At 52.8% G+C, this 20507-nt stretch carries 27 protein-coding genes, 1 tRNA gene and 1 pseudogene; 28 read left to right on the plus strand and 1 reads right to left on the minus strand.

Annotated features, from left to right (window positions below):
* Positions 1-17: 17 nt before the first annotated feature.
* The 17 genes and pseudogenes from prsW to AAFJ72_RS10020 all read left to right on the plus strand — a co-directional run bounded on the left by prsW (position 18) and on the right by AAFJ72_RS10020 (position 13175).
* Entirely contained in the window at positions 18-692 is a 675-nt protein-coding gene (gene prsW / locus AAFJ72_RS09940; protein WP_122904201.1) for a glutamic-type intramembrane protease PrsW, read from the plus strand.
* Between the two features lie 21 nt (positions 693-713).
* Positions 714-872: a hypothetical protein gene (locus tag AAFJ72_RS09945; RefSeq protein WP_432776946.1), complete on the plus strand. Its 159-nt coding sequence runs from the start codon at positions 714-716 to the stop codon at positions 870-872.
* 339 nt (positions 873-1211) lie between these two features.
* Positions 1212-1571: pseudogene (locus AAFJ72_RS09950) on the plus strand (cell wall hydrolase); the annotation flags it as partial.
* Between the two features lie 36 nt (positions 1572-1607).
* Entirely contained in the window at positions 1608-2975 is a 1368-nt protein-coding gene (gene ypeB, locus AAFJ72_RS09955; RefSeq protein ID WP_432776947.1) for a germination protein YpeB, read from the plus strand.
* Positions 2976-3094: 119 nt separating this feature from the next.
* Positions 3095-3778: a flagellar brake protein gene (locus AAFJ72_RS09960; protein WP_432777172.1), complete on the plus strand. Its 684-nt coding sequence runs from the start codon at positions 3095-3097 to the stop codon at positions 3776-3778.
* Between the two features lie 16 nt (positions 3779-3794).
* Positions 3795-3986 carry a hypothetical protein gene (locus tag AAFJ72_RS09965; RefSeq protein WP_432776948.1) on the plus strand — a complete coding sequence of 64 codons (192 nt, stop codon included), beginning with the start codon at positions 3795-3797 and terminating at the stop codon, positions 3984-3986.
* Between the two features lie 190 nt (positions 3987-4176).
* Positions 4177-4848 (plus strand): (d)CMP kinase, encoded by a 672-nt coding sequence (gene cmk / locus AAFJ72_RS09970; RefSeq protein ID WP_432776949.1) that lies wholly within the window; start codon positions 4177-4179, stop codon positions 4846-4848.
* Positions 4845-5438: a lysophospholipid acyltransferase family protein gene (locus AAFJ72_RS09975; protein ID WP_432776950.1), complete on the plus strand. Its 594-nt coding sequence runs from the start codon at positions 4845-4847 to the stop codon at positions 5436-5438. Before cmk ends, AAFJ72_RS09975 begins: the two co-directional genes overlap by 4 nt.
* 187 nt (positions 5439-5625) lie before the next feature.
* Positions 5626-6798, plus strand: coding sequence for a 30S ribosomal protein S1 (rpsA, locus tag AAFJ72_RS09980; RefSeq protein ID WP_122904207.1), 1173 nt, complete (start codon positions 5626-5628; stop codon positions 6796-6798).
* A 102-nt stretch (positions 6799-6900) separates the two neighbouring features.
* Positions 6901-7953, plus strand: a complete 1053-nt coding sequence (fni, locus tag AAFJ72_RS09985; protein ID WP_432776951.1) for a type 2 isopentenyl-diphosphate Delta-isomerase — start codon at positions 6901-6903, stop codon at positions 7951-7953.
* 83 nt (positions 7954-8036) lie between these two features.
* A complete protein-coding gene (locus AAFJ72_RS09990; RefSeq protein ID WP_432776952.1) occupies positions 8037-8672 on the plus strand; it encodes a YphA family membrane protein in 636 nt (211 codons plus the stop codon).
* A gap of 6 nt (positions 8673-8678) precedes the next feature.
* Positions 8679-9584, plus strand: coding sequence for a YIEGIA family protein (locus tag AAFJ72_RS09995; protein WP_432776953.1), 906 nt, complete (start codon positions 8679-8681; stop codon positions 9582-9584).
* Between the two features lie 3 nt (positions 9585-9587).
* A complete protein-coding gene (locus tag AAFJ72_RS10000) occupies positions 9588-9770 on the plus strand; it encodes a capping complex subunit for YIEGIA (RefSeq protein WP_432776954.1) in 183 nt (60 codons plus the stop codon).
* Between the two features lie 53 nt (positions 9771-9823).
* Positions 9824-11137, plus strand: a complete 1314-nt coding sequence (gene der / locus AAFJ72_RS10005; RefSeq protein WP_122904339.1) for a ribosome biogenesis GTPase Der — start codon at positions 9824-9826, stop codon at positions 11135-11137.
* A 15-nt stretch (positions 11138-11152) separates the two neighbouring features.
* Positions 11153-11755, plus strand: coding sequence for a glycerol-3-phosphate 1-O-acyltransferase PlsY (gene plsY, locus AAFJ72_RS10010; protein WP_432776955.1), 603 nt, complete (start codon positions 11153-11155; stop codon positions 11753-11755).
* 33 nt (positions 11756-11788) lie between these two features.
* The gene (locus tag AAFJ72_RS10015; protein ID WP_432776956.1) at positions 11789-12832 is read left to right on the plus strand and encodes an NAD(P)H-dependent glycerol-3-phosphate dehydrogenase; all 1044 of its coding nucleotides are present in this window, start codon (positions 11789-11791) and stop codon (positions 12830-12832) included.
* Between the two features lie 73 nt (positions 12833-12905).
* Positions 12906-13175, plus strand: a complete 270-nt coding sequence (locus AAFJ72_RS10020; RefSeq protein ID WP_122904213.1) for a stage VI sporulation protein F — start codon at positions 12906-12908, stop codon at positions 13173-13175.
* A 120-nt stretch (positions 13176-13295) separates the two neighbouring features.
* Here AAFJ72_RS10020 and AAFJ72_RS10025 read toward each other — a convergent pair whose 3' ends face one another.
* Entirely contained in the window at positions 13296-13826 is a 531-nt protein-coding gene (locus AAFJ72_RS10025) for a hypothetical protein (protein WP_122904214.1), read from the minus strand.
* 130 nt (positions 13827-13956) lie between these two features.
* Between AAFJ72_RS10025 and AAFJ72_RS10030 the strand changes: the two genes are divergently transcribed.
* The 11 genes from AAFJ72_RS10030 to AAFJ72_RS10080 all read left to right on the plus strand — a co-directional run bounded on the left by AAFJ72_RS10030 (position 13957) and on the right by AAFJ72_RS10080 (position 20416).
* On the plus strand, positions 13957-14145 hold the full coding sequence (locus AAFJ72_RS10030) for a DUF2768 family protein (protein WP_122904340.1): 189 nt from the start codon (positions 13957-13959) through the stop codon (positions 14143-14145).
* Between the two features lie 12 nt (positions 14146-14157).
* On the plus strand, positions 14158-14454 hold the full coding sequence (locus AAFJ72_RS10035) for a 2Fe-2S iron-sulfur cluster-binding protein (protein WP_432776957.1): 297 nt from the start codon (positions 14158-14160) through the stop codon (positions 14452-14454).
* A gap of 14 nt (positions 14455-14468) precedes the next feature.
* Positions 14469-14810: a 2Fe-2S iron-sulfur cluster-binding protein gene (locus tag AAFJ72_RS10040; protein WP_432776958.1), complete on the plus strand. Its 342-nt coding sequence runs from the start codon at positions 14469-14471 to the stop codon at positions 14808-14810.
* A gap of 22 nt (positions 14811-14832) precedes the next feature.
* Entirely contained in the window at positions 14833-15561 is a 729-nt protein-coding gene (locus AAFJ72_RS10045) for a hypothetical protein (RefSeq protein ID WP_432776959.1), read from the plus strand.
* A 184-nt stretch (positions 15562-15745) separates the two neighbouring features.
* Complete coding sequence (gene spoIVA / locus AAFJ72_RS10050; RefSeq protein WP_432777173.1) at positions 15746-17224, plus strand: stage IV sporulation protein A; 1479 nt, start codon at positions 15746-15748, stop codon at positions 17222-17224.
* 236 nt (positions 17225-17460) lie between these two features.
* On the plus strand, positions 17461-17733 hold the full coding sequence (locus AAFJ72_RS10055; protein ID WP_122904218.1) for an HU family DNA-binding protein: 273 nt from the start codon (positions 17461-17463) through the stop codon (positions 17731-17733).
* Positions 17734-18014: 281 nt separating this feature from the next.
* On the plus strand, positions 18015-18578 hold the full coding sequence (gene folE / locus AAFJ72_RS10060) for a GTP cyclohydrolase I FolE (RefSeq protein WP_432776960.1): 564 nt from the start codon (positions 18015-18017) through the stop codon (positions 18576-18578).
* A gap of 99 nt (positions 18579-18677) precedes the next feature.
* Positions 18678-18754: transfer RNA gene (locus AAFJ72_RS10065), tRNA-Pro, on the plus strand.
* A gap of 136 nt (positions 18755-18890) precedes the next feature.
* Positions 18891-19568 carry a lytic transglycosylase domain-containing protein gene (locus AAFJ72_RS10070; RefSeq protein WP_122904220.1) on the plus strand — a complete coding sequence of 226 codons (678 nt, stop codon included), beginning with the start codon at positions 18891-18893 and terminating at the stop codon, positions 19566-19568.
* 36 nt (positions 19569-19604) lie between these two features.
* Positions 19605-19835 carry a trp RNA-binding attenuation protein MtrB gene (gene mtrB, locus AAFJ72_RS10075; protein ID WP_122904221.1) on the plus strand — a complete coding sequence of 77 codons (231 nt, stop codon included), beginning with the start codon at positions 19605-19607 and terminating at the stop codon, positions 19833-19835.
* Between the two features lie 71 nt (positions 19836-19906).
* Positions 19907-20416 (plus strand): hypothetical protein, encoded by a 510-nt coding sequence (locus tag AAFJ72_RS10080; RefSeq protein WP_432776961.1) that lies wholly within the window; start codon positions 19907-19909, stop codon positions 20414-20416.
* Positions 20417-20507: the final 91 nt, after the last annotated feature.

Raw genomic sequence — 20507 nt, forward strand, 5'->3', positions numbered from 1 at the left:
TAAAGGAGTAATCATAGATGATTGCAATGATCGGCGCGGCAATAGCCCCCGGTATCGCCATCATGAGTTATTTTTACCTGCGTGACAGTCTCGAACCGGAACCGATCTCTATGGTCATCCGGTCATTTATCTTTGGGATGCTGCTGGTCATTCCGATTATGGTGCTCCAGTACATCATGCAGACAGAATGGAACTGGCGGAACGGAGTTGTCGCGGATATTATCCAGTCCGCTGTAGTCGAAGAGTTTTTCAAATGGATGGTCATCTTCTTCACGGCCTACAAGCATGTGGAGTTCGATGAGCCTTACGATGGCATTGTTTATGCCGTCGCTGTGTCGCTCGGTTTTGCCACGCTGGAAAACCTGTTTTACCTGATTATCAACGGGCTGAATATCGCCTTTTGGCGCGCGCTTTTGCCCGTCTCCAGCCATGCGCTGTTCGCCGTCTGGATGGGCTATTACCTGGGACGAGCGAAGTTTACGCAAAAGAAAGAGCAGGAGAAGCTTTTTCTCTGGCTGTCCATCACGCTGCCGATCGGCCTGCACGCCCTCTACAATGCGATTTTTCTCTCCATCCAAAACTGGCTCGTGGTCATCGTGCCGTTCATGCTTGTGCTCTGGTGGCAAGGCTTGAAAAAGGTACAGCGCGCTCATGATTTCGGTTCTAAAAATCTTTCTTCGCGTCCACAATAGACGATAAGGAGGAGACGAGACGTGCTGAAATCGGAACGAACAAAAGTGACCATTCAATGCTATGTATGTGGAGAAAAATTTACCCTCCGTGGACGCAGGGAACCGGGCGGGCAAGTGGAAACGGGATTCAAGCAATGCTTGTGCGACAACGATCAGTATTTTCGCATTGACGAATCGTAAACAAACGAATAGCAAGCTGTACAAAAAAGCCGATGCCAAGCCGTATCGGTTTTTTTGTGTTGGAAACCTGCTCAAGGCCAGTCTCATCCCGGCGGATTTGCATGTATAATCCATTCTTCCTCCACTAACACTATGCAAAGATTTCAATTCATGCCAAGGAGGATTTTCGCCGTGCAAAAAATCTGGATCGCAGGTTTGTTGATCTTGTCGATAGTGGCAGGCTTTTGCGGGTACGAGCTTTTCTCCAGCCCAAAAAGCGCTGCGGCCGCACGGGAAGTACAGATCGCTGCACCGGCAAAACAGAGCCAGTCGAAGGCAAAAGCCAGTTTTCATCCTTCGCGCCTCTCGGAAAACGACTTGAAACTGATGGCCAATGCGGTGTACGGAGAGGCAAGGGGCGAGCCGTTCGAAGGACAGGTGGCGATTGCAGCCGTCATTTTAAATCGTGTGAAAAGCCCATCCTTTCCTGACACGCCATCCGCGGTCATTTTTGAGCCGCGTGCGTTTACGGCTGTAGCGGACGGCCAGATTTGGCTGACTCCCAATGAAAGCGCGCGCAAGGCAGTGAAAAATGCGCTGAACGGCTGGGACCCGTCGGGAGGCTGCACCTACTATTTCAATCCGGCAACGGCGACCTCCAAATGGATCTGGAGCAGGCCACAGGTCAAAAAAATCGGGAAGCACATCTTTTGCAGGTAACGGCTTTACCAAAAAGCAGAGAAGGAGTGACAAGGGATGGTATACGGAGCAACGGCACGCGTCCTGTTTCCCGTCGCCCTGGTTGCCTTGGTTGGCGCAGGGATGTGGGGATACCAGGAGCACAACGAAAAAAACTCGGTTCTGATTAAGGCAGAAAACTCGTATCAGCGCGCTTTCCACGATCTGACCTACCACATAGACAAATTGCATGACGAGCTTGGCAAATCATTGGTGGTCAATTCCCGACGGCAAATGACCCCGACCTTGACCAATGTATGGCGGCTTGCCTATGCGGCGCAGTCGGACGTGGGCCAGCTTCCCCTGACCTTGATGCCTTTCAGCAATACGGAGGAGATGCTATCCCGGGTCGCTGACTTTTCATATCGGGTTGCCGTGCGCGATCTGGAGAAGGAGCCGCTTACCGACAAAGAGTACAACACGCTGAAGAGTTTGCACAAGCAGGCCAAGGACATTCAGGACCAGCTGCGCAACGTCCAGGCCAACGTCATTGACAAGCAGCTTCGCTGGATGGATGTGGAGACGGCGCTCGCTTCCGACGACAAAAAGTCGGACAACACGATTATCGACGGGTTTCAGACAATCGAGAAAAAAGTGCAGGAGTTTCCCGATCTGGACTGGGGAGTCGGCATCCAGAGCCTGGACAAGAAAAAGCAGCAGCGAATCAAGGGGATCGACGGCAAGCCTGTCAGTGCGGAAGAAGCGAAAAAAAGCGCGCTGAAATTTTTGCGCCTGAACACCCAGGACGCTAAAGTTGAAGTCGATGAAAACGGCAAAGGCCAAACCTACACGGCTTACAGCGTCCGCGTCATCCCCAACGGGCAAAAGGCCGCGATTAACCTCGATGTGACCAAGCGCGGCGGCAAAGTCGTCTGGATGATGAGCGAGCGCGAGATTGCGGAAGAAAAGCTCGATATGAAGCAGGCGCAGGAGCGGGGCGAAGAATTTTTGCGCGAGCGCGGCTTTGCCAACATGGTCGTCTCCGAGATTGACAGCTATGACCGCAACGCGCTCTTTACGTTCGTCCCGATGCAGGATGGCGTGCGCATTTACCCGGATTCGGTGACAGTCGAGATTGCACTGGACAACGGGGAGGTAACAGCTTTTAACGCTACGGAATATTTGTTTAACCATAAACAACGCATTCTGGGCAAGCCGCGCATCTCCAAAGAAGAAGCGCGCAAAAAAGTCAATCCGAGCGTGAAGGTGACAAACGAACGACTCGCTCTCATCGAAGGGAAAAACGACGGCAAGGAAGTTTTGACCTGGGAGTTGACCGGCAGCTTCGAAGGAAATTCGTACATGGTGTACATCAACGCGATGAACGGCGACGAGGAAGAAGTCGTGAAAATGGAGACGGACGAAGGCCAGGACAATCAGCAATAGGCATGTAAAAAACAAGGGGAAAGCTGATTTTGACGGCTTTCCCTATTTGCTGATTGGAAAGAAAAGAGTATATAATGAAGGGGTGAGAGGAGAAAAAAGGAGGAACGTTTGCTGATATGATGTTTCCACGGGTAGGACAAACCATACGCCTTCAGTTCGCCGGTTCCTCTGAAGAAGAGCACAGCTTGGAGGATTTTAAAAGCCGCGTAACCGACATGACAGAAGAGATGGCTTCCATAGAGTTGCCGACGAGCGAAAATACTGGGCGGACGGGCGTGTTTCGACCTGGCACAAGCTGCCTGGTCTGGTATGTAGGCGAAGATGGATCGCGCTATGAATTCCACTCTATCATCGTCGGCAGGGAGAGTGGACATATTCCTGTGCTGCTGCTGCAATTGCCGAAAAAAGAACAGATCGTGCGAACACAGCGGCGCAACTACTTGCGGATCGACAGCGCGCTGGACATCGCTGTCAAGCATCAGGACCCGATTCGGCGCTATCATTTTTTGGCGAAAACCGTTGACATCAGCGGTGGCGGCTTGGCTTTCACTTGTGACGAGTCTTATCGCCTGCGTGAAAAAGACGTGCTGCAAGTGTGGATCGCGATGCCGAGCAAAAACGGACAGGTACAGCACGCCTTCGCCGAACTGGAGATCGTCAGACAAAAGGCCCCGGAAGAGAAGGGGTTGCACCAGTGGATATCGGGAAGGTTTACGAATATTAGCGAACAGGATCGGGTAAAAGTGGTGAGGGCTTGTTACGAAAGACAACTGGAGCTTCGCAAAAAAGGCATCGAGGTTTGACGCTTGCCAAAAGGAAGTGACCCCATTGACCAGTCAGTACGACGAGCGTTTTCGCCGATTTTCCAGACGGGTAGAAAAAGGCATCATGATAGGAATTGCGGTTTGCGCCATCGCGCTGACAGTCGGGGAGATTCTGATCCAGTACGTTCCCGCTCGGGCTGTCCTGATCGAGACAGAACGCTTGGAAGGCGTGTCGGATAAGCCCTAAAGGTTTGCGCATGCTTCCATACTATGGTACTATTATTATAGATAACATAGAAAACGGTCAGGGGCGTTTTCGCAGACCGCGCGCGGTCGCCACGTGTTTTTCACCACACATGAATGGAAAAGGGCTTCGGGCAGAAGCTTTTCTTGTTTTACTCCCTTTCTGAACTACTGTACATAGCAGGTGAGACATAATGAACATAGCGATTGATGGACCTGCGGGAGCAGGGAAAAGCACGGTTGCACAACGGGTAGCAAGGCAGCTGGAATACGTCTACATCGACACCGGCGCCATGTACCGCGCTCTCGCTTGGGCTGTTTTGCAAAAGCAGCTTCCGATCAGCGACGAGTCTCTTGTTTCCGAGCTTTTGAAAAACAACAAGATTGGCTTGGTCAGACAAGCTGGACAGCAGCGTGTGTTCTGGAACGAGATCGATGTGACCGACCAGATCCGTTCGCCAGAGGTCAGTCAATCCGCCTCGATTGTCGCAAGCTACGGCTCTGTTCGTGAACAGATGCTGGTGCTGCAAAGAGAACTAGCAAAGCAAGGCAATGTGGTCATGGATGGCAGAGACATCGGGACGCACGTTCTGCCTGACGCCAAGGTGAAAATTTTTCTGACAGCCTCCAGCCGCGAGCGAGCAGAGCGCAGATGGAGAGAACTGCGCGAAAAAGGAACCGAGACAGACCTGGCCGAGTTGCAAAAAGAAATAGAGGAGCGGGATCGTCGGGACACACAACGCGAGGTGGCACCCTTGCGCCAGGCGGACGATGCCGTGCTGGTGGATACAACGGGAATGACCATTGACCAGGTAGTGGACCACATCCTGCAAATTTGCGAACGAACGGGAGAGTCGGCCAAGTGACCTATTACCGTTTTTTCCGCAGAATATTCCGCCTCATTTTTTCGCTTGTCTTCCGTTGGCAAGTGATTGGGCGTGAACATATACCTAAGGAAGGCCCTGTAATTTTGTGCGCCAACCACATTTCGCTCTGGGACCCGCCGCTTCTCGGTTGCGGTATCGAGCGCCAGGTACATTTCATGGCCAAGGAAGAGCTGTTCAAAATTCCGGTATTATCCTTTTTTATTACAAAATTCGGCGCTTTCCCTGTCAAAAGGGGCGCGGGTGATCGGGCGGCAATCCGCACCGCACTCAAGTTGCTTGAAGATGGAAAAATCTTCGGAATTTTTCCGGAGGGAACCCGCAGCAAAACGGGGGAACCGCAAGAGGCTTTGCCGGGTGTAGCCATGTTTGCCCTCAAGTCGCAAGCAGTGGTCATTCCGGTAGCGATTGTCGGGCCGTATCGGGCATTTCGTCCGATCAAGATCGTCTACGGCAAGCCGATCGACCTCACCAGCATGCGCGAAGCCAAGACCGGCTCCGATGTGCTGAAGGAGACGAGTGATTTAATCATGGCCCGCATCAAGGAATTGCGCAACCAGCATCTTTCCTGAGTCCAGTATAGAATTGGCAAAGGGACAAATACTACATTTGCTGGAACTTACTGGCTACGTCAGTGCTAACTGCCAGCCTTCGGGCGACAGTAAAAAATATACTTGCTCCCGCTTTCGTGTAATCTGGTTGTACACAACCTGTACATAGATGGTCTGGGACTGGATGGTATTCAAGGAGGTTTTTTTGATGATGGATGAAACAAACGTAAGCTTGACAGATGCAACAACCATTTCCGTAGGGGATGTCGTCAAAGCGACAGTAACCAAAGTGGAAGACAAGCAAGCTCTCGTTGATGTAGGCTACAAATACGATGGCCTGATTCCGATCAGCGAACTGTCTCCGCTGCATGTGGAGAAAGTAGCTGACGTCGTTGCGGTTGGCGACACGTTTGATGTAAAGGTAATCAAGCTCAACGATGAAAAAGAAGAGCTTGTCGTTTCCAAGAAAGCGGTTGCGATGGAAGCTGCCTGGGCTGATCTGGAGCAAAAAATGCAGTCCGGTGAAATCATCGAGGCAACTGTCAAGGAAGTTGTGAAGGGTGGTCTGGTTGTCGATGTAGGCGTTCGCGGCTTCATCCCTGCTTCCATGGTGGAACGTCACTTCGTGGAGGATTTCTCCGATTACAAAGGCAAGACCCTGACACTGAAAGTAGTCGAGATGGACAAAGAGAAAAACAAAGTGATCCTCTCCCACAAAGCTGTTCTGGAAGAGGAAGCAAAGGCGAAAAAACAGGCTGTTCTGGAGAAAATCCAGGTGGGTCAAGTGCTGGAAGGCACTGTGCAGCGCATGACCGACTTCGGTGTATTCGTGGACATCGGCGGAGTCGACGGCCTGGTTCACGTATCCGAGCTGGCCTGGAACCGCGTAGAAAAGCCATCTGACGTCGTAAAAGAAGGCGACAAGGTACAAGTGAAAGTGCTCAAGGTCGACCGCGAAAACGAGCGCATCGGCCTCAGCATCAAGGAAACCCAGGCAGGTCCTTGGGCGAAGGTTGCCGATGAGTTCAAAGTGGGCTCGATCACGACAGGTACAGTGAAACGTCTCGTTTCCTTCGGTGCATTTGTCGAAGTGGCACCTGGAATCGAGGGGCTTGTGCACATCTCGCAAATCGCGAATCGCCGCGTGAACACTCCTGGCGAGGTACTCAAGGAAGGTCAGGAAGTGCAAGTGAAAATTCTCGATGTGGTTCCACAGGAGCAACGCATCAGCCTGAGCATCCGCGCGGTAGAAGAAGATCGCGCCGAGCAGGCCGAACGCGCAAGCAAGCGTGAGCAACAGCAATTCACGCAAGAGAACAATCAGCCAATGGGTGTAACGCTTGGTGAGCTGTTCGGCGATCTGAAAGACAAGTTAAAGTAAGCGAGACTGCTGGAAAAATAAGGGGGGTACGCTCTTGCGTATCCCTTTTTGCTTGGCTTGTGGCCAAGGCAGCAGAAAAACGCAAGGTTCGGGGGGAAAAGCTTGGAGCGTTCACAACGGAAACTTGACCATATCCGCCATGCACTGGCAACTGTGGAAACGGGCGCAAACAGCTTCGATGACGTCAGCTTCGTGCCGAACAGCCTGCCGAATATCGGTTACGAACAGACGAGGCTCGATACGGAGTTTGCTTCTTTTCGCCTGCCGTCTCCGCTGATTATCAACGCGATGACGGGCGGAGCACACTCCACTACGCAAATTAATCAGAAGCTTGCGATCATAGCCAGAGAGCGTCAGTTGGCGATGGCAGTCGGCTCGCAGATGGCTGCGCTGCGCGACCCGTCAGTCGCAGCGAGCTATCAGATTGTGCGAAAAGAAAATCCAAGGGGCATTGTGCTGGCGAACGTCGGAGCGGAAGCGAATGTGGAGCAGGCGCGTGCTGCGGTGGACATGCTTGAGGCAGACGGCCTGCAAATTCACCTGAATGTCATGCAGGAGCTGCTGATGCCCGAAGGTGATATTGATTTCAGCGGCTATTTGGAACGGATACAGCAAATCCAGGACAGCGTAAACGTCCCGGTCATTGTCAAAGAGGTCGGCTTTGGCATGGCGAAGGAAACCATGCGCAAGCTGATCGACGCCGGGATCACAAGCATCGACGTGGGCGGCCGCGGTGGTACGAATTTTGCCAAAGTCGAAAACAGAAGAAGCACTCAGCCGCTGTCCATGTTTGAGGATTGGGGCTTGACGACTGTCGAGAGCCTGCTGGAAGCAGACAGCGATATACACGCACAGGCATCCATCATGGCGACGGGAGGAGTCCGGCATGGGCTGGACGCCATCAAGGCAGTTTGTCTGGGGGCATCGGCTGTTGGCGTTGCGGGGGCGTTGCTGCGCCTTGTGCACGCGCACACGATCGAAGAATGCCTGGCAGAAGTAGATGGCTGGCATCATCAGATTCGCGTCGCGATGACGGCGCTTGGGCTTGGGCAGCTCGCAGACGGGATCAAGACCCCTCTTTTGATAACGGGCAAAACAGCGGAACGCGCCCGGTTGCGAGGTCGGTCACTGGAGGAATTGGCGCAGCGTCGTTGACAATCGGACGAGCCGCTCATTCATGAAAGGCGGACGCTTGAGGCATACTTTGGGGAGACAACCACTTTTTTGAGGGGATGAACATGAACGAGGGAACCATTGCGATTCTCATCCAGTGGTCGTTGCTTTGTCTTGTCTGGATGGGAAGCTTCGACTCCCAGTTGCGGGAGATGGGCATGGAGCGAAGGCGTGTGCTCGCGGTTCTTTGTCTGTTTCTGATAAGCTCCTTTGTCAGTTGGAAATTGTTTTTCGCCCCGATTCAAGTAAGTCTCAGCGGAACGTTGCTGCCCCTTTTCGCAAGCGTAATCCTCTATGCACGGCTTCCCAAAGCGGGACGAAGACTGTATGTGCTTTGGGCAATGGGGATTGCCGTCATGCTTTTCTGGTTGCGCTGGCTGTTTTTTACGGACCCGATTTTATTGATTTGGGACGAGCGGGTGATTGTGCCGGGGATTGGCGTTGTGGTGGCGCTTGCGACGAGCAGGCAGATGGCTGTCCGGTTGTTTGTGCTCATGCTGGCGCTGCCGATGGCGGATGCTCTCTACACGCTCCATTTTTGGCAGGATTCCGGAGTATGCAGTCTGGGTGCGGATTACGCGCAAGATTTGTTATGGAGCGGCATTTCGTTGCTGGGGCTTGTCAGTATGCTCTGGACTGCCATTCGTCGGCTTTTCGGACGGAGGGAGGCAGAGCCTTCCCATTCCGATACGGGCAGGTGATCGCGCTTGATGAAAGAGTTGTTGGCCAATGAATTTGTCGTTCCCTTGACGATTGGCTTCGTCTTCGGGATCATGTGCAGAATCCATTTGTTGCGGACGGATTATCGCCAATATCCGACCTATCCGCACGGAAAAATTATTCATGTGTCGCTCGGGGTGATCGCCTCTGCCCTGGGGGCTTTGGCTGTGCCGGCGCTGCTGAAGGAAAACTATACGGCTGTGACGTTTTTGACCGTCGCCGCCCAGCAGTTCCGCGATGTCCGCAATATGGAGCGCACGACCTTGACAGAAATTGACAAACAAGAGCTGGTGCCGCGCGGCGGGCCGTACATCGAGGGTATCGCCATGGTGTTTGAAGGACGGAACTACATGGTGATTTTCACGTCGCTGATCGCCACGACTGCTACGATCCTGTTCAACTGGTGGGGCGGGGTGATCGCGGGGGTGATCGCCCTTGTCATTTCGCGCAAGCTGCGCTCGGGGAAGACGCTGTCGCTGATCGCAGACACGAGTCCGGCAGAAGTGAGAGTGGACGGAAAAGACTTGTACGTTGGCGACATTTACATCATGAATGTCGGTTTGGAAGACGCGCAAAACATCATTCGCGAGCACGGCATCGGCTTTATTTTGACCCCGAAGGATGCAAACGCGAAGGTAACCATCGCCCATCCCGGCCAGCGTCAGGCGATTTTGCATGACGTAGCGACCCAGCTTGGCGTCTACACCGACACAGGCGAGCCGTCCTTGACCCCGCTGGTAAAGCGCGACCTGCAATCCGGCAGACTGGGAGTATTTCTTTTGCCGCAGGAAAAAGATGTGGAGCGGGGCAAAGCTATCATTGATTCGGTGCCGATTCTGGAGAGCGTTTTCCGGATGCCGCAGAAGACGAAACTCGTGAAAAAGGAGCTGTAGATCATGACCGGGACGATCTTGGCCATCATTACGGTGAACAGGGAACGAATCGCGGGCGGCGCCCCCATTTTCATCGAGCCGACTCATGAGAAAATGCAGCAGACCGCTTTTACGCTCGAAAAGATTCTCGACGCCATGGTGCACGAGGTGAGCGCTGATACCCTTATCGTTGTTCGCCACAAGTAGTGTATGGTATGATTAGCTAGTCAAAACGTATATGAGAGAGAGTGTTGTTGATTATGGGATTACCTGTGGTAGCCATTGTGGGGAGACCCAACGTGGGCAAGTCCACGATTTTTAACAGACTGGTTGGCGAGCGCATCGCAATCGTGGAGGATATGCCGGGTGTAACCCGTGACCGTCTGTACGGAAAAGGAGAATGGTTGACCCACACCTTCCACGTGATTGATACGGGCGGAATCGAGTTTGGCGAGACCGATGAAATTCTCACGCAAATGCGTTACCAGGCGGAACTTGCCATTGATGAGGCCGATGTCATCCTCATGATTGCGGACAGCCGCACAGGCGTGACAGACGCGGATGTGGAGCTTGCCCGCATGCTGAACCGCACCGGAAAGCCAATCGTACTGGCAGTAAACAAAGCGGACAACCCGGACATGCGTGCCGATATTTACGACTTTTACTCGCTTGGCTTGGGCGAGCCATTTCCGGTTTCAGGCAGTCACGGCCTTGGCCTGGGCGACATGCTGGAGGAAGTGGCCAAGCATTTTCCTGCCAAAGAAGACGAAGACCGAGATGAGGACGTCATCCGCGTTTCGATTATTGGCCGTCCGAACGTCGGAAAGTCGTCGCTGACGAATGCGCTGCTCGGGGAAGAGCGTGTCATTGTGAGCGACGTCGCCGGAACTACCCGCGATGCGATCGACACGCCGTTTGAGCGGGATGGACAAAGCTACGTGCTCGTCGATACCGCCGGGATGCGCAAGCGCGGAAAAGTGTACGAGACGACCGAGAAATACAGCGTCATGCGCGCGATGCGTTCCATCGAGGAAAGTGACGTCGTGCTCGTCGTGCTGAACGGGGAAGAAGGCATTATCGAGCAGGACAAAAAAATTGCCGGCTACGCGCATGAGGCGGGTCGCGGCGTTATTATCATCGTCAACAAGTGGGATGCCGTCGAAAAAGACGACAAGACGATGCAGCGCTTCACGGAACTGATTCGTGAAGAGTTCAAATACCTGGACTATGCGCCGATCCTGTATGTTTCGGCGAAGACGAAGCAGCGTGTACACACGATCCTGCCGAAAGTCAACGAGGTAGCGCAAGCACATGCCATGCGCATTCCAACTTCAGTCCTCAACGACATCGTGACGGATGCGACCGTTCGCACACCGCCGCCGTCTGACAGAGGAAAACGACTGAAAATCAACTACGCGACACAAGCGTCAGTCAAGCCTCCTACGTTCATTTTGTTCGTAAATGATCCGGAGCTTATGCATTTCTCCTATGAGCGTTATATAGAGAACAAGATCCGTGAAGCGTTTGTCTTCGAAGGAACGCCTGTCCGCATCTGGACACGGAAAAAAACGTAGGGAGAGGAACTCGCCATGGTGTTAGTAGCCTGGGTGCTCAGCTATTTGATCGGTTCAATCAGCTTCAGCTATCTGATCGCCAAAAAAGTTGCAGGAATTGACATTCGCGCACATGGCAGCGGGAACGCCGGGGCGACCAATACGCTTCGCGTGCTGGGAAAAGGTCCTGGCATCGCCGTGCTGATTCTTGATGCACTAAAAGGGCTGGCGGCGATGGGAATCACACACCTGATGACAGGTGATCCTGCTGCCTATGCAGTGGCGGGCCTGTTTGTCATCGCCGGACACAACTGGCCGATCTACTTTGGATTTCGCGGGGGAAAGGGCATTGCGACCACGCTCGGTGTGGTGCTCGGCTTCTCTCCCGTTGCCTTTTTGATTGCAGCGGTACTGGCCGTTTTGGTGATCGCGATTACCCGTTACGTCTCCCTGGGATCGCTTGTGCTGGTTACGGCAATCCCCATTTCTCTTTATTTGCTGGATAAGCCAATATCCTTTTTTTGGACAAGTTTGGTCATCGCATTGTTTGCGTATGTTCGCCATTATAATAATATCCGCAATCTTCTCGCAGGAACTGAACGGAAATTGGGAGATAAGTCCAATCGCAAGCTGGGATAGGTCTGAATCGTTTTGGCGAAAAAGACTGGTAGGATGGAGGGGGATCTATTGAGAAAAGAGATTACCGTTGTCGGGGCAGGCAGTTGGGGGACTGCCCTCGCTTCCGTCCTGGCGGATAACGGCCATCAGGTTACACTCTGGATGCGCGATCCAAAGCTGGCGGAAGAAGTGAACAGCAAACATACAAACAGCAAATATTTGCCTGAGGCCAAACTGCCCGAAAGCATCGTCGCCGTGACGGACATTCAGGCGGCTGTCAGCGGCAAGCCGATCGTGCTCCTGGCCGTACCGTCGCACGCGATGCGGCAAATTTGCAGGCAACTGGCTCCGTTTTTACATAAGGATGTACTTTTGATCCATGCGACCAAAGGCTTTGAGCTGGAAAGCCTGAAACGCATGTCTGAAGTTATCATGGAGGAAGTGCCGCGTGAGATTTCCGGCAGGCTTGCCGTTCTGTCCGGACCGAGCCACGCGGAAGAGGTAGTCAACAGACAGCCTACGACAGTGGTTGTCGCGTCAGAAGTGGAAGAGAGCATGCTTCGGGCGCAGGACCTTTTGATGAACGCCAGTTTTCGCGTCTACACCAACCCTGATCTGATCGGGGCGGAAATTGCCGGCGCACTGAAAAATATCATCGCCCTCGGTGCCGGCATGTCTGACGGCCTTGGGTTTGGCGACAACGCCAAGGCAGCGCTTTTGACACGTGGGCTTGCGGAGATCAGCCGTCTTGGCATCAAGCTGGGCGCTTTGCCGCTTACTTTCTCGGGGCTTGCCGGCGTCGGCGACCTGATCGTGACGTGCACCAGCCGCCATAGCCGCAACTGGCGGGCAGGCTACATGCTGGGACAGGGCAAAAAGCTTGACGACGTTCTGGCGCAGATGGGGATGGTCGTCGAAGGCGTGCGGACGACTCACGCAGCACATGCCCTGGCACAGCGCGAGCAGGTCGAGATGCCGATCACGTCTGTGCTGTACGGCATTTTGTTTGAAGGAAAAGAGCCGCGCCAAGGTGTAGAAGAACTGATGGGCAGAGGAAAGACGTTCGAGATGGGCTACTTGAACCCGGATGGGACGTAGGCGAATCTTTTCACACATGTAGGCTCCTGCACATACGATAGGGTGAAAGCCCATGTGCAGGAGGAGATCGACGATGAACAGCCATTTTTCGAAGCGTCTCTTGGAGCGTTTGCAAGGAAAAGCGGCAGAAAAGGTTGACGAGGGGAAACTGCGTTCGCTGGCCAGCCAGGTAAAGCGCAGCGACTTCGAGGATGAGACGAAGCTTCGGCAAATTCTCCAGACGCTCGCGACCATGAGCGGGAAAAAGCTGAACACGGAAAAGGAAGACAAGATCATCGAGATGTTTCGCAACAAGGAAATCAATTTGAATGACATGTCATCCTTGGCCAAGCTGCTCAAATGACAGAAATGGGCGATTATGCATGTTCCCTGCTGTCAAATGCGTCATACAGTAAAATTAGGAACAATCATGGCTCTACAGGGGCATGGCTGACCTACAGATACCAAGAAAAAAAGAGGGATCTCATCCCTCTTTTTTTCGTTGCTTGCTCGTGCCGCTTACGGTCTGTGTCAACAGGTTTTGCACCAATGGCGATTGCAGGAGGCCCAGCAGCTGTCCGATGTCAATATTGCCGAGCGGATTGCTTCCTCCGCCTCCTGCCGCTGCGCTGGACTCCTGTGGAGCCTCTTCTGCTCTGGCTGTATCCTTGCCTTTTGCGCTGTCCTTCGCTGCACCTGTATTCCCTTTCCGTCTGCCCGATGCAGGCTTTTCTGCTGATGCTTCCGGCTCGGCTGAGCGCTTGCCGAGGTTTTCGATGATCTCCATCGCGCCGTACAGGGTATCCATTGTCTCCTCGACCTGGCGAATGGTGCTGCTGATCCCTTTGATGTTGCTGCGCATTTTGGATACAGAGGATCTCAGGTCCACGGCCGGAATGATTTTTCGCGGGCTGATGGCCAAAGAAACGTCCGTCGCTTGATCGCTCAGCTTCTTGCTCGGTATCGGAGCGTAGGGGTTCCGCCACTTCCGTCCATTTACTTTGCTGCTCAACATTCATCCCTCCTATGGGCGAATTCATCAGAATAGTCTATGCGAACGTCCAGATGGAGGTTCACAACGTCAGACGGGAGCTGGGAAGTATGATATAATGAAGCAAAAAAATGCAAAGGATGCTGCAAGACAGATGTATATTGATCCTATGACCAAGATGAACATTTCCCTGATCGCGATCGGGCTAATGTTCGTCTGCAATTTGATGATGATCTTTGCCAGAAAAATGACAAATGCGTTTTTCAGGTTTCTTGTGAAGACTTGCGCTTTCTTGATCCTGATCGCAGTGTTTGTCATGATTCTGATCGTGATTTTTGTCTAGGGAGGAAAAAGGATGACGCAGTTAACGCTGATTACGCGTTCGGGAACTCACGACGTGCCTGTGGAGCTGAATGAAACGGTTGTCGCGATTGCCAAAAAGCACAAGGTGACGTGGGGGCACGCCTGCCAGCGAGGTCTATGTGCCCAATGCCGCACGCAAGTTTTGGAGGGGGCTTCGTTCCTCAACGAGATCACGAGCGAAGAAAAGCTGCGCCTGCGCAAGGCTGAGCGGGCAGAAGGATTTCGACTCGGCTGTCAGATCAGGATCGTCGAGCAAGGCAATGTAAAGCTGGCCCATCGGCCGTATTAAAAAGGAGTGACGACATGGGGAAGGTAACGTTTCTTCCCAGTGGGAAAAGTGTGAAGGCCAGACCAGGCCAAACACTCGTCCGTGTGGCGGGGAATGCGCGAGTCGTGATCCCGCAAAGGTGCGGCGGCCACGCGTCCTGCCTGATGTGCCGCGTCGTTGTGGAGAGCGGCGAACTGGCGGCTCCTACCGCGCTGGAGCTGCGCAAAATGCCGGAGCAGGACTTGCGGCAGGGGATACGCCTGGCCTGTCAGGCGAAGACGACGAACAGCGACTGTACGGTCCGCATACCGGAGAGCCGATTGAAGTCGGTCGTAGCTGCCGCGCTGGAGCGGCAACGCATGGAAAACGAAGAATGAGGGTTAGAGGTGTATACATAAGATGTGGCAATCATGGCGGAAAACTTTCAAGCTGACAATAAGCTTGAGCATCCTTGCTGTTCTGTTGTCCGGCTGCCTGTATCCGGACGAACGGAAGGCGGAAAACCAGGTGCCCAGCTCGTTTTATCTCGAAGCGGCGCAAAAAGGAATTGAGCAATACCAGAAAGATACGGCAGTGCTGCCCATCGTGACGAAGCCGCTGGATACTCCCATTTTTGAAAAATACGAGATTGATTTTCGCAAAATGATTCCGAAGTACATTCCGGACGTTCCCGGGAATGCCTTTGAAAAGGGCGGGCTCTACAAATACGTCCTGATTGACGTGGAAACGAAGCCGACGGTCAAGCTGATTCACCTGGGGGCTGTCAGCACGGTCGCAGACGTACAAGCGGCTGTAGATCGCTATCGCGGCTATTTCAACAAGCTGCCAGTGCAGGCTGATCTGGGCAACGGCTACTACTCGATCGACCATGCCGAAATCGGCGTGAAAACATGGCAGGTGCCATCCATTGTCGGGGATTACCTGCTGCCGCTGGTCATGAATGCAGATGGCCAGGTCGGCATCGACTACGCGGCAGATATTGCGACGATGCTGCGCGAAAACAAGGCAACCGTCACACCGAATACGGACCCGAGATACGTCCTGGCGCGGTCGTCAATGTTTGTGCCGGCCAAATCGTTCCCGTACGAGCTGGTAGACGGCGAACCGAGACTGCTCAAAATCAAATAGCGGACCTCACAAAAAAACAACTCTTGCCGGAGTTGTTTTTTTGTTCTAGTTGGTTCAGCCGCACATATACTTGTACTGTCCACGAAACTAGTACGAGATTCCCTACGAAAATACTGACGGTCAGGGATAATTCGGAAAATCGGTCATAGTGTAAAAATAGACAAATAGAAGGAGGTCATCGATGGTGGAACGAGTCGACATCTTTAAAGACATTGCCGAACGGACGGGCGGAGACATCTACCTTGGGATAGTAGGTCCGGTCCGTACGGGGAAGTCGACCTTTATCAAACGGTTTATGGAGCAGGTCGTCATCCCGAATATCCAGTCGGAAGCAGAGCGGATTCGCGCTACGGATGAACTGCCGCAGAGCGCTTCCGGCCGAACAATTATGACGACAGAGCCTAAATTTGTTCCGAACCAGGCGGTAAACGTACATGTAACAGAAGGGCTCAGCATTAACGTCCGCCTCGTTGACTGCGTTGGCTATACGGTGCAAGGGGCAAAAGGCTTCGAAGATGAGAACGGCCCGCGAATGGTGAACACGCCGTGGTATGAGGAGCCGGTTCCCTTCGAGGAAGCAGCCGAGGTCGGAACGCGCAAAGTCATCCAGGAGCACTCGACCATCGGGATCGTCGTTACGACAGATGGCAGCATCGCGGAAATACCGCGTGTAGGATACATCGACGCGGAGGAGCGGGTAGTCAATGAGCTGAAGGAAGTGGGCAAACCGTTTGTCATCGTGGTCAACTCGACACGCCCGCGCTCGGACGAAACGCAAAACCTGCGCCTGCAGCTCCAGGAAAAATACGACGTGCCCGTAGTGGCCCTGTCCGTCGACCATATGACGGAGCAGGAAATTCTCCTCCTGATGAAAGAAGTGCTGTTCGAGTTCCCTGTGCACGAAGTAAACGTGAATCTGCCCAGCTGGGTCATGGTGCTGGAAAATGGTCACTGGCTCCGTCAGAACTACGAAGAAGCCGTACGTGAAACCGTGCAGGATATTCGCAGGTTGCGCGACGTGGACCGCGTTGTCGGCTTCTTCAACGACTATGACTTCGTGGAGCGGGCGTCCCTGGCAGGTATGCACATGGGCCAAGGGATCGCCGAGATTGACCTGTTCGCGCCAGATGAGCTGTACGACCGAATCCTGATGGAAATCGTCGGGGTCGAGATCAACGGCAAGGATCATCTGCTGAAAATCATGCAGGAATTCGCCCACGCCAAGCGCGAGTACGACCAGGTAGCGGAAGCCTTGCATATGGTGCGCAGTACGGGCTACGGAATCGCTGCTCCGTCGCTGCATGAGATGACCTTGGACGAACCTGAGCTGATTCGCCAGGGACCGCGTTTCGGGGTCAGACTGAAAGCGACCGCGCCGTCGATCCACATGATCCGCGTCGACGTCGAATCGGAGTTTGCGCCGATTATCGGAACCGAGAAGCAAAGCGAGGAGCTTGTCCGTTACTTGATGCAGGACTTTGACAAAGACCCGCTGTCGATCTGGAACTCGGACATTTTCGGTCGCTCGCTGCATTCCATCGTGAGAGAAGGCATCCAGGCCAAAATCACGATGATGCCGGACAATGCCCGTTACAAACTGCAGGAAACATTGGGACGGATTATCAACGAAGGCTCTGGCGGCCTGATTGCGATCATACTATAAGGACTAGGGCAATGGACCTATAAAAGGAAATTCAGAACGAGGCATCCGACGTGACGGGATGCCTTTTTTCTTGTATTTCGTTCAATTTCGACAGGAGGGGCTTGAATTTAAGAAATCGGTGTATTACTATAAGCTTGTCAGATCGGTAAATACAGCCAATCGTGTATAAAACGCTTCGTTTCGGTTAAGAAAAATAATAACTAGGACTTGGTGTTCTTTGAGGGGAGGTGAAGAAAATGAACAAAACAGAATTGATTGCAAAAGTAGCGGAAACCACTGAACTCACCAAGAAAGATGCAACGAAAGCAGTTGATGCCGTTCTCGATGCAATTGCTGAGGCATTGAAAACTGGTGATAAAGTCCAACTGATCGGCTTTGGTAACTTCGAAGTTCGTGAGCGCGCGGCTCGTAAAGGTCGTAACCCACAAACAGGTGAAGAGATCGAAATCGCTTCCAGCAAAGTACCTGCGTTTAAACCAGGTAAACAACTCAAAGACTCCATCAAGTAATTGTTTTTTTCGAGAACGAAGCACTTACATAAAAAATCCACATTGTTTGCAATGTGGATTTTTTTTAACGCTTGGGAACCTGAGCAGGCCTTATACGCTTTTGTGCCCGGTACATACAGTTGTCTCGTCAGATGTTTTTGTTTTTTTGAAGTGGGTATGGTAAGATTGCCTTGGCTTGTTTGTGCGCACGGAAAGCAGGACAAACGGATCAGGATATGGCCACCCCAAGAAGCAGTTGCCGCTTCTAGGAAGAGGGGCCGCTATGTAGGAGGTACGAATGTATGAACGTTGATTTGGATAAAATTCAACAGGCTGTCCGCATGATTCTGGAGGCGGTAGGGGACGATCCCGATCGGGAAGGACTGCTGGATACCCCGAAGCGCGTTGCGAAAATGTATGCCGAAGTATTCGAGGGCATGCACATTAACGAAGAACAATACTTCGAAACGGTGTTTAGTGAAGACCACGAAGAAATGGTCCTGGTCAAGGACATTCCGTTCTATTCCATGTGCGAACACCATCTGGTTCCGTTTTTCGGCAAGGCGCATGTTGCGTATATACCGCGTGGAGGCCGTGTTGTAGGCTTGAGCAAGCTGGCGCGTGCAGTTGACACCGTGGCAAAGCGTCCGCAGCTTCAGGAGAGAATTACGACAACGATTGCCGACTCGATCGTTCGCAAGCTCGATCCGCACGGTGTGATCGTCGTCGTAGAGGCAGAGCACATGTGCATGACGATGCGCGGCGTGAAGAAGCCTGGCTCGAAAACCGTCACCTCGGCTGTGCGCGGCATTTTTGAAAAAGATCCGGCTGCCCGTGCAGAAGTGTTCAGCCTCATTCGGTCCTAGTTTGCAGCCTGGCTTGCTGTCAACGCGGCCGTAGCTGTAAATGCCGGCATTTTTCTATTGACATCGCAGGTAAAATGTTGTAAATTACAGATGTACAGTCGGGATGTGGCGCAGCCTGGTAGCGCGCACCCTTGGGGTGGGTGAGGTCCAGGGTTCAAATCCCTGCATTCCGACCATCTGAATAAGAAATCAGGAAGCCTTTTGACAGGCTTCTTTTTTTGTTCCTGAGCGTTGCCACTTTTGCTATTGGCTTCCTGATCTTTCTTTTTTATAATAGAAGGAAGACAAGCAAGGGAAGGGTTGTTCCGAGCCATGAAGGTGCCTGTATCGCTTCAACCATATTTGCAAACGATGCCGCAATCGTATACGACCAGTCAAGCAGCTTCGTCCCTCTTTGGGGAGCAGGACCTCTTTTCTGACATTTTGCAGACAGAGCTGGCGTCAGGGCAGCGTGTCATTTCTTCACAGGAGATTTTGGCCAAGCTCGATGGCAGCAAAGGGTGGAAGTTGTCCGCAGAATATGGGACAGAGCTGAATACGGCTTCCGCAAAAGGAGCAGCGGTGGCTCCGGGAGCTATTTTGGAGAAAATCGAACGGACGGCCAAAGCGTTTGGCGTCGATCCTGATCTCGTCAGGGAAGTCGTGAGAGCAGAGTCCAACTTCAATCCAAACGTCGTTTCCAGAGCAGGGGCAAAAGGCTTGATGCAGCTTATGGACAAAACGGCGCAGGCGATGAACGTCCGCAATGCTTACGACCCCGATGAAAATCTCGCGGGTGGAACCAAATACTTAAAATCGCTTCTCGACCGCTATGATGGCAACGTCAAAGTGGCGCTGGCAGCGTACAATGCAGGTCCGGGCCGCATCGGTCGTCTGGGCATTGACAGCGATGAGGAACTGGAAGCGAAGTACAATCAGCTGCCACAGGAAACACAGCGCTATGTAGCAAAAATCATGAGCCGTCTGGAGTCCGACGGGACATCCTACTAGACAGGGAACATCATGCACTGGTCAGGAGGAAACAACTTGTCACAGCCATCTGCTATTAACCAGGACTATTTTGTAGTCAAAGCCAAGGAAAACGGAGTGCATGTCATCGGCCTCACGCGCGGCTCTGACACCCGTTTTCATCATACGGAAAAGCTCGACAAGGGCGAAGTGATGATCTTCCAATTCACGGAGCATACTTCCGCGATCAAGGTTCGTGGAAAAGCGATCATTTACTCGCAGCACGGCGTTATCGATACGACAGAGTGACGAGCCCCATTTGCGAAAGCAGGCATAGCCTGCTTTTTTTGTTTGTACAATGGTGGGGAGGAGGGATGTCTATGCCGCGCCAACTGCTTGTGGCGATTGTCGTTTCCACTTTCCTGGCCTTGATGCTGTCGCTTGTCCCGCGCACCGGGTGGGAGCGGACGGTCGTGCCCACATTCCAGCCGTCACGCCCGATTCAACTGAGTGAGCGAAATGTCCTGGATTTGTTTACATTACTGACGCCACACTATAAAATGAAGCGTATAAAATGGGAAAACCCGTCAGTTTATGTCGATTTTGCGGTGAAACCGGGTGAAAAGGTGAATACAAGTCATGTTTATCATGATTTTTACCAGTTGACATACGAGCTGTTTACGCGCACAGACAATGTCGGGCACGTCTATTTTCGTTTGCTGGAAGAAAACGATCAGCCGAAAGAGTCGAAACTGCTGATGGCGATCCAGGCGACGGGGACCCATTCGCATCCCAAACCGATCGCGGAGTTGGATGATGTCGATTCCTATGTAACAAACACATTCCCCGTTCGAATCGAACCGTATTTTTACGAGAGAATTAGTCCCTGATGGATGAAGTATGGTATGATAGTAAGGACGGCCTTTTGACCGGATGGTAAAGGTAGATGGAAGTGTACGGAACAGGCAGACATCATTAGGT

The organism is Brevibacillus gelatini (genome assembly GCF_050920745.1).
Lineage (GTDB): Bacteria > Bacillota > Bacilli > Brevibacillales > Brevibacillaceae > Brevibacillus > Brevibacillus gelatini.

Coding starts and splice junctions, on each gene's coding strand:
- AAFJ72_RS10025 (WP_122904214.1), bottom strand. CDS start 13,826: ATGTTGAGCAGCAAAGTAAATGGACGGAAGTGGCGGAACCCCTACGCT.
- AAFJ72_RS10055 (WP_122904218.1), top strand. CDS start 17,461: ATGAACAAAACAGAATTGATTGCAAAAGTAGCGGAAACCACTGAACTC.
- AAFJ72_RS10040 (WP_432776958.1), top strand. CDS start 14,469: ATGGGGAAGGTAACGTTTCTTCCCAGTGGGAAAAGTGTGAAGGCCAGA.
- der (WP_122904339.1), top strand. CDS start 9,824: ATGGGATTACCTGTGGTAGCCATTGTGGGGAGACCCAACGTGGGCAAG.
- AAFJ72_RS10000 (WP_432776954.1), top strand. CDS start 9,588: ATGACCGGGACGATCTTGGCCATCATTACGGTGAACAGGGAACGAATC.
- AAFJ72_RS09990 (WP_432776952.1), top strand. CDS start 8,037: ATGAACGAGGGAACCATTGCGATTCTCATCCAGTGGTCGTTGCTTTGT.
- AAFJ72_RS10015 (WP_432776956.1), top strand. CDS start 11,789: ATGGAGGGGGATCTATTGAGAAAAGAGATTACCGTTGTCGGGGCAGGC.
- AAFJ72_RS10020 (WP_122904213.1), top strand. CDS start 12,906: ATGAACAGCCATTTTTCGAAGCGTCTCTTGGAGCGTTTGCAAGGAAAA.
- AAFJ72_RS10080 (WP_432776961.1), top strand. CDS start 19,907: ATGCCGCGCCAACTGCTTGTGGCGATTGTCGTTTCCACTTTCCTGGCC.
- folE (WP_432776960.1), top strand. CDS start 18,015: ATGAACGTTGATTTGGATAAAATTCAACAGGCTGTCCGCATGATTCTG.
- AAFJ72_RS10045 (WP_432776959.1), top strand. CDS start 14,833: ATGTGGCAATCATGGCGGAAAACTTTCAAGCTGACAATAAGCTTGAGC.
- cmk (WP_432776949.1), top strand. CDS start 4,177: ATGAACATAGCGATTGATGGACCTGCGGGAGCAGGGAAAAGCACGGTT.
- plsY (WP_432776955.1), top strand. CDS start 11,153: ATGGTGTTAGTAGCCTGGGTGCTCAGCTATTTGATCGGTTCAATCAGC.
- AAFJ72_RS10030 (WP_122904340.1), top strand. CDS start 13,957: ATGTATATTGATCCTATGACCAAGATGAACATTTCCCTGATCGCGATC.
- ypeB (WP_432776947.1), top strand. CDS start 1,608: ATGGTATACGGAGCAACGGCACGCGTCCTGTTTCCCGTCGCCCTGGTT.
- rpsA (WP_122904207.1), top strand. CDS start 5,626: ATGATGGATGAAACAAACGTAAGCTTGACAGATGCAACAACCATTTCC.
- AAFJ72_RS09960 (WP_432777172.1), top strand. CDS start 3,095: ATGTTTCCACGGGTAGGACAAACCATACGCCTTCAGTTCGCCGGTTCC.
- AAFJ72_RS10070 (WP_122904220.1), top strand. CDS start 18,891: ATGAAGGTGCCTGTATCGCTTCAACCATATTTGCAAACGATGCCGCAA.
- AAFJ72_RS10035 (WP_432776957.1), top strand. CDS start 14,158: ATGACGCAGTTAACGCTGATTACGCGTTCGGGAACTCACGACGTGCCT.
- prsW (WP_122904201.1), top strand. CDS start 18: ATGATTGCAATGATCGGCGCGGCAATAGCCCCCGGTATCGCCATCATG.